The organism is Streptomyces nymphaeiformis (assembly GCF_014203895.1).
Taxonomy (GTDB): domain Bacteria; phylum Actinomycetota; class Actinomycetes; order Streptomycetales; family Streptomycetaceae; genus Streptomyces; species Streptomyces nymphaeiformis.
In genome coordinates, this window is sequence record NZ_JACHJY010000001.1 from 1,041,950 (window position 1) to 1,054,501 (window position 12,552).

Sequence of the window (12,552 nt, forward strand, 5' to 3'; positions counted from 1 at the left end):
CACATACGGGGGGCAATCGCCTCCAAAACGGGCGTACGTGACAGGGTGGGGCCGTGGATCAATTGGCCCTGCTCTTCCTGCTGCTCCTCGGCGCCCTGGTCACCGTGCCCCTCGGCGACCGGCTCGGGCTGCCCGCGCCCGTCCTGATGACCCTCGTCGGGATCGTGCTGGCCCTCCTGCCCTTCGTGCCGAACGTCGAGGTCCCGCCGGAGTTCATCCTCCCGCTGGTGCTGCCGCCCCTGCTGTACGCCTCCGTGCAGCGGACCTCCTGGCGGCAGTTCGCGGCCAACAGACGGCCCATCTTCCTGCTCGCGGTCGCCCTGGTCTTCGTGACCACGGCCGCCGTCGGCGCGGTCGCGCACTCGCTCGTGCCCGGCCTTCCGCTGGCCGCCGCCCTCGCGCTCGGCGCCCTCGTCGCGCCGCCCGACCCGGTCGCCGCCACCGCCGTGGCCGGCTCCCTCGGGCTGCCCCGCCGGCTCGTGTCGATCCTGGAGGGCGAGGGGCTCTTCAACGACGTCACCGCGATCGTGCTCTACCACGTGGCGATCTCCGCCGTCGTCAGCGGCCACTTCTCCTGGCCCGAGGCGCTCGGCCAGTTCGTGCTGTCCGCCGTGGTCGCCGTCGTCGTCGGTCTGGTGCTGGGCTGGCTCGCGAACAAGCTCATCGGACTGCTCGGCGACGTCACCCTCCAGACCGGCCTCACCCTCCTCGTCCCCTTCGTGAGCTACGTCCTCGCCGAGGAGCTGCACGGCTCCGGCGTCCTCGCCGTCCTGCTCACCGCGCTCTTCCTGGCCGAGCACGCGGCCGACGCCGACGACGTCATGGGCCGGCTCGCCGGACAGACCTTCTGGCAGGTCGTCGACACCCTCGTCACCGGCATCGCCTTCGGCCTCATCGGCCTGGAGCTCATCCACGTCTTCGGGGTGGCGAAGGGGCACGGCGCGGAGATGCTCGGCTGGGGCGCCGCCGTCGTCGGCGTGGTCGTCGGCGTCCGGCTCCTCTGGCTGCTCCCCGCCACCTGGCTGGCGAAGCGGCTGCACACGCTCCGGGACGTCGACGAGGAGATCCCGATGAGCTGGCGGGAGACCGTCGTCATGTGGTGGGCGGGGATGCGCGGCGTGGCCTCGGTCGCCCTCGCGCTCGCCATCCCGCTCCGCACCGACGACGGCTCGCCCTTCCCCGGCCGTGACGAGATCGTCTTCATCGCCTTCTGCGTGATCATCGCCACCCTCGTCGTCCAGGGCCTCACCCTGCCCTGGCTGGTCAGGCGGCTCGGGGTGCGGGCCGACACGGACGCCGAGCGCGCCCTGGAGCGGGACCTCGCGATCCGGGCCGCGAAGGCCGCCAAGCGCAGGCTGAAGGAGATCGAGGAGGTCGAGGAGCTGCCCGAGGAGGTCCAGGAGCGGCTGCTGCGCGGGGCGTACGACATCGGGGCGCGGATCAGCCCCGACATGGTGGACGACGAGCGGCGGGCCGCCTACGTGGAGCGGACGAAGCGCTTCAAGGCGGTGCAGCGGATCCAGCGGGAGCTGATGTCGGCCGCCCGGCACGAGGTCCTCTCGGCCCGCAGCGAACCGGGCGCCGACCCCGAGGTGGTGGACCGGGTGCTGCGCCACCTGGACGTGCGCAGCATGCGCTGACGCCTGAGCCTGCCGGTCCGCGGCGGGTGGCAGGATGGGGCGCATGGACATCATGCTCTTCCACTCGGCCTACGGGCTGACCCCTTCCGTCGAGGCGGCCGCCGAGCGGCTCCGGGCCGCCGGGCACCAGGTCTGGACGCCGGACCTCTACGACGGCCGGACGGTCGGGACCGTCGAGGAGGGCGTGGTGCTCCGGGACGAGATCGGCAAGGACGAGCTGCTGAAGCGCGCGGTCCTGGCCGCCGCCCCCTACTCCGAGCGGGGCCTGGTCTACATGGGCCTCTCCCTCGGCGCCTCGATCGCGCAGACGCTGGCGCTCGGCGACGAGAAGGCGCGCGGGCTGCTGCTGCTCCACGGCACCTCGGACATCGCGGAGTCCGCCTCGGTGGACGAGCTGCCGGTCCAGCTGCACGTGGCCGAACCCGACCCCTTCGAGACGGACGACTGGCTGTCCTCCTGGTACCTCCAGATGCGCAGGGCCGGGGCGGACGTGGAGGTCTACCGCTACCGGGGCGCGGGCCACATCTACACGGACCCGGAGCTGCCCGACTGGGACGAGGAGGCGGCGGAGCGGACCTGGTCGGTGGCGCTGTCGTTCCTCGACAGCCTGTAAGCCGGTATGGAAAGGGGTGTGGCCCCCGGGGAGCTTCCCCCGGGGGCCACACCTTTCTCGCGGACGGTCCGTCAGGCGCGGTACGCGACCCAGGAGTCGTTCATGCGGGCCACCTGGCCGGCGGTGAACTGGTACATGCAGGGGTCGTACGTGTAGTCCATGAAGTTGTGGATCGGGTCCACACCGGGCTTCGAGGTGCAGGAGTCACGGCCGGTCGGGCACTGGTAGGCCGCGCTCTTCTCGGCCGGGGTGTCGCTGACGTAGTCGCCGTTGCCGTTACAGCCGCCCTGGAAGGTGTGGTAGAGGCCCATCCAGTGGCCGACCTCGTGGGTGGCGGTGTCGCCCTCGTTGTAGTTGGCCGCGGAGCCGCCCGGGAGCGAGGCGTCGAGGATGACGACGCCGTCCATGTTCGGGCTGCTGTTGTACGAGGACGGGAAGGTCGCCCAGCCGAGCAGGCCGCCCCCGAGGTTGGCGGTGTAGATGTTCAGCGCGTTGGCGCCGCCCTTGCGCAGGGTGGTCTTCATGTCCTTCTCGGCCTGCGAGCCGGACGACACGTTGTACCAGGTGGCGTTGTCCGTGTAGTCGGTGCCGGCCAGCGAGAACTGGAAGCCCGAGTCCACGTTGCCGGTGCCCTGGCCGGAGTAGGCGGCGTTGAGGACGGCCATCTGGTTGCTGATGGCCTGGGAGCTGAGGTTGCCCGCCGTGCCGCTGTGGATCACGTGGAAGTAGACGGGGATGGTGGCGCCGGCGGCGAGGGAGGTGGCACCGGCACGGCTGGAGTTCCGGGCGGCGGCGACCTTCTTCTTCAGGTCGTCGTCCATGGCCTTGGCCTGGGCGGCGGTGATGTCGTTGGGCTCGGCCTTGGTGGCGTCACCCTTGGCCTTGCGGGCGCCGGACAGGGCGGTGGCGCCGTCCGCGCACTTCTCGGCCGAGGCCAGCGTGGCGGTCGACGGGGTGGCCGCCGGGGCGGACAGCGGGGCCATGGCCAGGGTTCCGGCCATCACGGCGGTGCCGAGCATACGGCGTGACATACGCGGCGATATGCGGACAAGAGCGCGCACGGGTGACTCCTCGCGGGGGGTGGTGGGAGGAACTTCCTCGCCACGCCGGGGAGATTACGCGTCCATGTCAGAGATCGTTGAGCATTGATCAGGCCCAATCATTCATGGGGCAATTCGGGTCATCGGGAAGAAAAACTTGCGCCGCTTCCAGGGTTTGAGATGCGGACGTAACGAAGGACGTGACGGAGGCGGGTGGTGTGTCCGGATTCGATCTCCGGAACCCACCACCCGCCGTAGCGATGTGATCTCCCGTTAACAAGAGAGATCATGGCTGAAAATCGCCGTCGAGTGGGCGGTTACAGCACCGGCTGGTACACCCGCTCGACACGCTGCGTTCCGCTCAGCGTCCGGTACGAGCGCGCCCAGGACGTCGTCGCGGCCGGGTCCGTCTTGTCGGAGACCGTGTAGTAGTCCATCTGCGAGCGCGCGGCGGTCACGTCGAGGACGCCGTACCCGTGATGGTCCATGTCCACCCACTTCACATGGCGGTTGGCGGCCTTCACGGCGCCCGCGGCCACCACCGACAGCGTGCCCGGGGCCACGTGCAGCAGGTCGTCCAGGTTGTCCGAGGTCACCGAGGTGACCACGAACTCGGTCGCCGCCGAGGCCGAGAGCGGATACGTCGCGGCCTTCACCGGCACGTCGTTGGCCCAGGCCATGTGGATGTCGCCGGTCAGGAAGACCGTGTTCCGGATCGCTCGCTCGGTCAGGTGCGCAAGCAGCTCCCTGCGGTCGTCGGTGTAGCCGTCCCACTGGTCGACGTTGACCGCGAGCCCCTCCTTCGGCAGGCCGAGCAGCCCGGCGAGCGGCTCCAGGAGGTAGGCCGGAAGCGAGCCGAAGGCGACCGGCGAGATCATCACCGAGGTGCCGACCAGCTGCCAGGTCGCGTCCGAACCGGCGAGACCGGCCTTCAGCCAGTCCAGCTGCGCGCGGCCGGTGATGCTCCGCTCCGGGTCGTCGACCGTGCCGCTGCCCGTCTTCGCCTGCGCGGACCGGAACGACCGCAGGTCGAGCAGGTGCAGATCGGCCAGCTTGCCGAAGCGCAGCCGCCGGAAGACCGTGCCCTCCGTGGAGGTGCGGACCGGCATCCACTCGAAGTACGCCTGCTTCGCCGCGGCCACCCGGGCCGCCCAGTCGCCCTCGGTGCCGGGGGTGTGGTTCTCGGCGCCGCCCGACCAGGCGTCGTTGGCGAACTCGTGGTCGTCCCAGATGGCGACGATCGGGTGCGCCGCGTGCATCGCCTGGAGGTCGGGGTCCGTCTTGTACTTGCCGTGCCGGGTGCGGTAGTCGGCCAGCGACAGGATCTCGTGGCGCGGCTCGTGCTGCCGGACGACGTACTTCGCCTCGGGGTAGGCGCCGGTGGCGTACTCGTAGATGTAGTCGCCGAGGTGGAGGACCGCGTCCAGGTCGGCGCGGGCCGCGAGATGGCGGTACGCGGAGAAGTGGCCGGCCTCCCAGTTCGCGCAGGAGACCACGCCGAAGCGGACACCGGGCGCGGCGGAGTCGGCGGCCGGCGCGGTGCGGGTGCGGGCGGCGGGGGAGACCACGGAGCCGGCGGTGAAGCGGAACCAGTAGGCGGTGGCCGGGCGCAGGCCCCGGACGTCGGCCTTCACCGTGTGGTCGGAGGCGGCGCTCGCCGTGGTGGTGCCGGAGGCGACGACCCGGGTGAAGCCGCGGTCCTCGGCGAGCTCCCAGCCGACCTGGACGTCGGGGCCGAGGCCGGATCCGGGCACGGCCTCGGGGGTGGGGGTGACGCGCGTCCAGAGCAGGACGCCGTCGGGCAGCGGGTCGCCGGAGGCGACGCCGTGGAGGAAGGCGGGTGCCCCGGTGTCCGCGAGCGCCGGGGCGGCCGCGCCCAGGAGGGCGGGCGCGACGACGGCGGTGGCGGCGGCGGCCTTGACGACCGTGCGACGGGTGGGGGCAGGGGATATGAAACGACTGGTCACGGGCAGTCAGATTACTGACGAGTACGCCTCAAGGGCAGCCCCACGACAGAAGTTCGCCGACTCGTCGCCCGACGTATGCCCGGGGCATGCCTCGACCCCGTAGAGCCGACGCCCCGTCATGCCCCGGCCCCGTAACGCTTTGGCACGCAATGCCTCGGCACGCAATGCCTCGGCCCCGCAATGCCTCGGCCCCGGACCGAGGGTCCGGGGCCAGGGCGGTGCTGTGGGGCGTCAGGCCTTGAGGGCCGCGTCGATCGCCGTGTCGAACTCGGCCACCGTCATCGGCGGGTTGGTCGTGCCCTGGACCGTGACCGGCTTGCCGTTCATCTTCAGCGTCGGGGTGCCCTGCACCCCGCTGGCGTCGAAGGCCTTCGACATCTTCATCGCCCACGCGTCGAACGTGCCGTCCTCGACGTTCTTCTTGAACTCGGCGTTGCCCTTGAGGGCCGGGACCGAGTCCGCCACCTCCAGGAGGTAGGAGTCCTTGGCGAACTTGTCGTCCTTCTCCTCCGGGTGGAACTTCGTGGAGTACAGGGCGGACTTGTACTTCAGGAAGGCCTCGGGGCTGACGTTCAGCGCGGCGCCGAGCGCCGAGAGCGCGTTCTTCGAGCCCTCGCCCGGGATGCCGTTGTCGATGAAGGTGGCACCGACGTACCGGATCTTGTACTTGCCGGCCTCGACGTCCTTCTCGACCGTGGAGCCCACGCTCTGCTCGAAGGTCGCGCAGACCGGGCAGCGCGAGTCCTCGTACAGCTCCAGGGTCTTCTTCGCCGAGTCCTTGCCGATGACGACGGTCGTGCCGTCCGTGCCCGTGGTGTTCTTCGGGGCCGTCACGGACTTCGCGTCGGCCACCGACTCCCAGTGGGAGGGCTTGTTCGACTGGACGATCGCGAAGCCGATGCCGCCGGCGGCGGCCAGGACGGCCACGGCCGAGACGCCGACGATCACCTGTCGGCGCGCCCGGTCCTTCTTCGCCTGGCGCTCGCGCTCCTCGCGCAGTCGCTCGCGGGCGGCGGCCTTGTTGGCGTGGCTGTTGCGTGCACTCATGATGCTGATCTCCGTGAAAGGTGGGGAAAGGCAGGGGGACGCGCGGGCCCGCTCAGACGAGAGCGAGCACCGGACGCGGCGGCCCCCGCCGCCCGACGGAGTGCACGAGAAGCCGGGCCCGGGAGGACCGGGGCCGCGCTGCGGGCCGGCCGGCCCGCAGCGGCGCCGGACCCGCGGCCCGGAAGAAGGCCGCCACCAGGAGCAGCGGCCGGAACGCGAAGGCCTCCACCGCGCGCAGCAGCCGGGCGAGCGCCCGCTCGCCGCCGCGCAGCCAGCACGCAGCCGACAGCCCCACGCCCACATGGGCCAGGAGCAGCAGCCAGGGCAGCGCGGGGTCGGGGGAGGAGAGCAGGGCGGCCGCGCCCCCGCTCTCCGGGGCCGTCACGCCGGGCAGTGGCGCGCCCACGGCGCCGCCGCAGAACCCCTCCACGCCCAACGAGCGCAGCGAGCCGGCGACCGGCCCGCCGGCGGGGCCGTAACAGACCGCCTGACCGCTGGTGAAGAGGGTGTCGGCGGCCAGCTCCAGCGGGACGAGGAGCCCGGCGATCGGGCCGAGGCCGCGCTCGCGGCCGGCCAGCGCGTACGCCACGGCGAAGACGGCGACCGCGACGGGGACGACCGTCCCGAGCGGCAGCGGCACGCCGGAGAGCAGCACGTGGGACGCCACGGACAGCGTCACGACCAGTGCCGTGAAGAACGCCGCCCGCAGCGCCCTCAGCTGCGTCCCTGCCATGTCCATCGTGGTGGAGTGTCCCATGCCGGCCCGTAAGGGGTCCCTAAGGACAAGCTGTGCGTTTTCCTACAGCCCCGGGATCCGGCCGTTGCGGAAGAGGTCCACGAAGATCTGGTGGTCCGCCCGCGCCCGCGCCCCGTACGTGTGCGCGAAGTCGACCAGGAGCTGCGCGAAGCCCTCCTCGTCGGCCGCGATCGCCGCGTCGATGGCCCGCTCCGTCGAGAACGGCACCAGGGAGTGCCCGCTGGAGTCGTCCGCCGCCGCGTGCATCGTGGCGGTCGCCCGGCCCAGGTCGGCGACGGTGGCCGCGATCTCCTGCGGGTCGTCGATGTCCGACCAGTCCAGGTCCACCGCGTACGGCGACACCTCGGCGACGAGCTGTCCGGCCCCGTCCAGCTCCGTCCAGCCGAGCCACGGGTCGGCGTGCGCCTGGAGCGCCCGCTGCGAGATCACGGTGCGGTGGCCCTCGTGCCGGAAGTACGCCCGTACCGCCGCGTCCGTGACGTGCCGCGAGACCGCCGGGGTCTGCGCCTGCTTCATGTAGATCACGACGTCGTTCTCGAGGGCGTCGCTGTTGCCCTCCAGGAGGATGTTGTACGAGGGGAGGCCGGCCGAGCCGATGCCGATCCCGCGCCGCCCGACGACGTCCTTCACGCGGTACGAGTCGGGGCGGGCGAGGGAGGACTCGGGCAGGGTCTCCAGGTAGCCGTCGAAGGCCGCGAGGACCTTGTACCGGGTGGCCGCGTCCAGCTCGATCGAGCCGCCGCCCGCCGCGAAGCGCCGCTCGAAGTCGCGGATCTCGGTCATCGAGTCGAGCAGCCCGAAGCGGGTCAGGGCCCGGGCCTCGCGCAGGGCGCCGAGCAGCGCCCCCTCGGCGGTCTCCAGGGTGAAGGCGGGGACCTCGTCGCCCTTGGCGCCGGTCGCGAGGGCGTGGATCCGCTCCCGGTACGCGCCCGCGTAGATCCGGACGAGCTCGGTGATCTGCTCGTCGCTGAGCGCCTTCGCGTAGCCGATCAGCGCGAGGGAGGCGGACAGCCGCTTGAGGTCCCAGGTGAAGGGGCCGACGTAGGCCTCGTCGAAGTCGTTGACGTTGAAGACGAGGCGCCCGTTGGCGTCCATGTAGGTGCCGAAGTTCTCGGCGTGGAGGTCGCCGTGGATCCAGACCCGGCCGGTCCGCTCGTCCAGGTAGGGGCCACCGTGGGCCTCGCGCTCCAGGTCCGAGTAGAACAGGCAGGCCGTGCCCCGGTAGAACGCGAAGGCGGATCCGGCCATCTTCCGGAACTTGACGCGGAAGGCCGCGGGGTCGGCGGCGAGGAGCTCGCCGAAGGCGGTGTCGAAGACGGCGAGGATGTGCTCACCGCGCTCTGTCGCGGTGGGCTGCGGGACCGACATCGAGGGTGCCTCCTGGTGCGATACTGATCATGACAAATGGGACAGGTGTTCCCGGTCTCCCAACGCGCGACGGTACTCCGGAGTGCCCGGTCGTTGTCAGTCGGGCGACGTAGACTTCGACGCTGTCCCCCCAGAAATTCAGCCGGAGGCCTCCCCCGTGACCAAGCCGCCCTTCACGCACCTCCACGTCCACACCCAGTACTCGCTGCTGGACGGTGCCGCGCGGCTGAAGGACATGTTCAACGCGTGCAACGAGATGGGCATGACCCACATCGCCATGTCCGACCACGGCAACCTGCACGGGGCGTACGACTTCTTCCACACCGCGAAGAAGGCCGGTGTGACGCCGATCATCGGCATCGAGGCGTACGTGGCGCCCGAGTCCCGGCGCAACAAGCGGAAGATCCAGTGGGGCCAGCCGCACCAGAAGCGGGACGACGTCTCCGGTTCCGGCGGTTACACCCACAAGACGATCTGGGCGGCGAACTCCACCGGACTCCACAACCTCTTCAAGCTCTCCTCCGACGCGTACGCCGAGGGCTGGCTGCAGAAGTGGCCCCGGATGGACAAGGAGACCATCTCCCAGTGGTCCGAGGGCCTGATCGCCTCCACCGGCTGCCCCTCCGGCGAGCTGCAGACCCGCCTCCGCCTCGGCCAGTTCGACGAGGCCCTGAAGTCCGCCTCCGAGTACCAGGACATCTTCGGCAAGGACCGGTACTTCCTGGAGCTGATGGACCACGGCATCGAGATCGAGCACCGGGTCCGCGACGGGCTCCTGGAGATCGGCAAGAAGCTCGGCATCCCGCCGCTGGTGACGAACGACTCGCACTACACGTACGCGCACGAGGCCGGCGCGCACGACGCCCTGCTGTGCATCCAGACCGGCAAGAACCTCTCGGACCCGGACCGCTTCAAGTTCGACGGCACCGGCTACTACCTGAAGTCGACGGACGAGATGTATGCCGTCGACTCCTCGGACGCCTGGCAGGAGGGCTGCCGCAACACGCTCCTCGTCGCGGAGCAGATCGACACCTCCGGCATGTTCGAGGCCAAGAACCTCATGCCGAAGTTCGACATCCCCGAGGGCTACACCGAGGTCACCTGGTTCCGCGCGGAGACCATGAAGGGCATGCACCGCCGCTTCCCCGGCGGCATCCCCGAGGACCGCATGAAGCAGGTCGAGTACGAGATGGACACCATCATCTCGATGGGCTTCCCGGGCTACTTCCTCGTGGTCGCCGACTTCATCATGTGGGCGAAGAGCCAGGGCATCGCCGTCGGCCCCGGCCGAGGCTCCGCGGCCGGCTCGATCGTCGCGTACGCCATGGGCATCACCGACCTCGACCCGATCCCGCACGGTCTGATCTTCGAGCGCTTCCTCAACCCCGAGCGCATCTCGATGCCCGACGTCGACATCGACTTCGACGAGCGTCGGCGCGTCGAGGTGATCCGGTACGTGACCGAGAAGTACGGCTCCGACAAGGTCGCCATGATCGGCACGTACGGAAAGATCAAGGCGAAGAACGCCATCAAGGACTCCGCGCGCGTCCTGGGCTACCCGTACGCCATGGGCGACCGCCTCACCAAGGCCATGCCCGCCGACGTCCTCGGCAAGGGCATCGACCTCAGCGGCATCACCGACCCCTCGCACCCGCGCTACAGCGAGGCCGGCGAGATCCGCGCGATGTACGAGAACGAGCCGGACGTCAAGAAGGTCATCGACACCGCCCGCGGCGTCGAGGGCCTGGTCCGCCAGATGGGCGTGCACGCCGCCGGCGTCATCATGTCCAGCGAGCCGATCGTCGACCACGCCCCGATCTGGGTGCGGCACACCGACGGCGTCACCATCACGCAGTGGGACTACCCGCAGTGCGAGTCGCTCGGCCTGCTGAAGATGGACTTCCTCGGCCTGCGCAACCTCACGATCATGGACGACGCCGTCAAGATGGTGAAGTCCAACAAGGGGATCGACATCGATCTCCTGGCGCTGCCGCTCGACGACCAGAAGACCTTCGAACTGCTCCAGCGCGGTGACACCCTCGGCGTCTTCCAGTTCGACGGCGGGCCCATGCGCTCGCTGCTGCGGCTGATGAAGCCCGACAACTTCGAAGACATCTCCGCCGTGTCCGCCCTGTACCGGCCGGGCCCGATGGGCATGAACTCGCACACGAACTACGCCCTGCGCAAGAACGGCCAGCAGGAGATCACCCCGATCCACCCCGAGCTGGAGAAGCCGCTCGAAGAGGTGCTCGCGGTCACCTACGGCCTCATCGTGTACCAGGAGCAGGTGCAGAAGGCCGCGCAGATCATCGCCGGCTACTCGCTCGGCGAGGCCGACATCCTCCGCCGCGTCATGGGCAAGAAGAAGCCCGAGGAGCTGGCGAAGAACTTCACCATCTTCCAGGCCGGAGCCAAGAAGAACGGCTACAGCGACGAGGCCATCCAGGCCCTCTGGGACGTCCTGGTCCCCTTCGCCGGCTACGCCTTCAACAAGGCGCACTCCGCCGCGTACGGCCTGGTCTCCTACTGGACCGCCTACCTCAAGGCGAACCACCCCGCCGAGTACATGGCGGGACTGCTCACCTCGGTCAAGGACGACAAGGACAAGTCCGCGGTCTACCTGAACGAGTGCCGCCGCATGGGCATCAAGGTCCTCCCGCCGAACGTGAACGAGTCCGAGTCGAACTTCGCCGCCCAGGGCGACGACGTGATCCTCTTCGGCCTCACCGCCGTCCGGAACGTCGGCTCCAACGTCGTCGAGTCGATCATCAAGTCGCGCAAGGCCAAGGGGAAGTACTCCTCCTTCCCCGACTTCCTCGACAAGGTCGAGGCCGTCGTCTGCAACAAGCGGACCGTCGAGTCGCTGATCAAGGCCGGCGCCTTCGACGAGATGGGCCACACCCGCAAGGGCCTGGTCGCCCACCACGAACCCATGATCGACAACGTGGTGGCGGTCAAGCGCAAGGAGGCCGAGGGACAGTTCGACCTCTTCGGAGGGATGGGCGACGAGGCGAGCGACGAGCCCGGCTTCGGCCTGGACGTCGAGTTCTCCGACGTCGAGTGGGAGAAGTCCTACCTGCTCGCCCAGGAGCGCGAGATGCTCGGCCTGTACGTCTCCGACCACCCGCTCTTCGGCATCGAGCACGTCCTGTCCGACAAGACGGACGCGGCGATCTCCCAGCTCACCGGCGGCGAGCACGCCGACGGTGCGGTCGTCACCATCGGCGGCATCATCTCCGGCCTCCAGCGCAAGATGACCAAGCAGGGCAACGCCTGGGCGATCGCCACCGTCGAGGACCTGGCCGGCTCCATCGAGTGCATGTTCTTCCCGGCCACCTACCAGCTGGTCTCCACCCAGCTGGTCGAGGACACGGTCGTCTTCGTGAAGGGCCGCCTCGACAAGCGCGAGGACGTGCCCCGCCTGGTCGCGATGGAGCTGATGGTCCCCGACCTGTCGAACGCCGGGACCAACGCGCCGGTGGTCCTCACCATCCCGACGGTGAAGGTGACCCCGCCGATGGTCAGCAGGCTCGGCGAGATCCTCAAGCACCACAAGGGCAACACCGAGGTGCGGATCAAGCTCCAGGGCCCGCGGAAGACCACCGTGCTCCGGCTCGACCGGCACCGGGTCCAGCCCGACCCGGCGCTCTTCGGCGACCTGAAGGTGCTGCTCGGCCCGTCCTGCCTGGCCGGCTGACCCCGGTACGCATGCGCAAGGGGCGCGCCCGTCGTCACGGGCGCGCCCCTTTGCCGTATGCGAAAGCCGTCAGTTGTGGCCGAAGCGCTTCTGACGGCCCTTGCGGGCCATGTCACCGGGTGTCACCTGGCTCGCGCGCTGCTCGGCCTGCGACTCCATCGAGGACTGCTGGGCCTGCTGCGTGCCGCGCTCGGCGGGCGACTGCTGCTTCTGACTGCGGTTCTGGTTGCGGTTCTTGGCCATGGGGTGTGCCTCCTCAAAGGGACCTAGGGGCCAGGGCCGCTGTCAGACTCACACACGGTACGAACCGCCGCATGTTGGATCATTACGGAGCGTAAGGGCGGCCTCGGCGTGATGCTCGCCACGCCGATGATCCAGTTCCGGACGTCAAGCACCTGGCCGTCGGGCAGACTCGAAGGAACC

The 12,552-nt window shown here is 69.9% G+C and carries 9 protein-coding genes; 3 read left to right on the forward strand and 6 right to left on the reverse strand.

The features are described 5' to 3' along the window. Positions 1 to 53 precede the first annotated feature (53 nt). A complete protein-coding gene (locus tag GGE06_RS04660; RefSeq protein ID WP_116161488.1) occupies positions 54 to 1,640 on the forward strand; it encodes a Na+/H+ antiporter in 1,587 nt (528 codons plus the stop codon). 43 nt (positions 1,641 to 1,683) lie between these two features. After that, complete coding sequence (locus GGE06_RS04665; protein WP_116161489.1) at positions 1,684 to 2,253, forward strand: dienelactone hydrolase family protein; 570 nt, start codon at positions 1,684 to 1,686, stop codon at positions 2,251 to 2,253. 71 nt (positions 2,254 to 2,324) lie between these two features. Here the strand turns inward: GGE06_RS04665 and GGE06_RS04670 are convergent, their stop codons facing one another. The 5 genes from GGE06_RS04670 to GGE06_RS04690 all read right to left on the reverse strand — a co-directional run bounded on the left by GGE06_RS04670 (position 2,325) and on the right by GGE06_RS04690 (position 8,432). After that, positions 2,325 to 3,284, reverse strand: a complete 960-nt coding sequence (locus tag GGE06_RS04670; protein WP_246532305.1) for a zinc metalloprotease — start codon at positions 3,282 to 3,284, stop codon at positions 2,325 to 2,327. A gap of 326 nt (positions 3,285 to 3,610) precedes the next feature. Next, entirely contained in the window at positions 3,611 to 5,260 is a 1,650-nt protein-coding gene (locus GGE06_RS04675; protein WP_184930066.1) for an alkaline phosphatase D family protein, read from the reverse strand. A 231-nt stretch (positions 5,261 to 5,491) separates the two neighbouring features. Then, on the reverse strand, positions 5,492 to 6,307 hold the full coding sequence (locus tag GGE06_RS04680; protein ID WP_184930067.1) for a DsbA family protein: 816 nt from the start codon (positions 6,305 to 6,307) through the stop codon (positions 5,492 to 5,494). Positions 6,308 to 6,359: 52 nt separating this feature from the next. Continuing rightward, positions 6,360 to 7,046 carry a hypothetical protein gene (locus tag GGE06_RS04685; RefSeq protein ID WP_184930068.1) on the reverse strand — a complete coding sequence of 229 codons (687 nt, stop codon included), beginning with the start codon at positions 7,044 to 7,046 and terminating at the stop codon, positions 6,360 to 6,362. Between the two features lie 60 nt (positions 7,047 to 7,106). Further along, positions 7,107 to 8,432: a DUF2252 domain-containing protein gene (locus tag GGE06_RS04690; protein WP_116161493.1), complete on the reverse strand. Its 1,326-nt coding sequence runs from the start codon at positions 8,430 to 8,432 to the stop codon at positions 7,107 to 7,109. 157 nt (positions 8,433 to 8,589) lie between these two features. Between GGE06_RS04690 and dnaE the strand changes: the two genes are divergently transcribed. Further along, positions 8,590 to 12,129, forward strand: coding sequence for a DNA polymerase III subunit alpha (gene dnaE / locus GGE06_RS04695; protein WP_116161494.1), 3,540 nt, complete (start codon positions 8,590 to 8,592; stop codon positions 12,127 to 12,129). 69 nt (positions 12,130 to 12,198) lie between these two features. On the opposite strand, the gene GGE06_RS04700 is transcribed toward dnaE, so the two are convergent. Further along, the gene (locus tag GGE06_RS04700; protein WP_181924662.1) at positions 12,199 to 12,372 is read right to left on the reverse strand and encodes a hypothetical protein; all 174 of its coding nucleotides are present in this window, start codon (positions 12,370 to 12,372) and stop codon (positions 12,199 to 12,201) included. Positions 12,373 to 12,552: the final 180 nt, after the last annotated feature.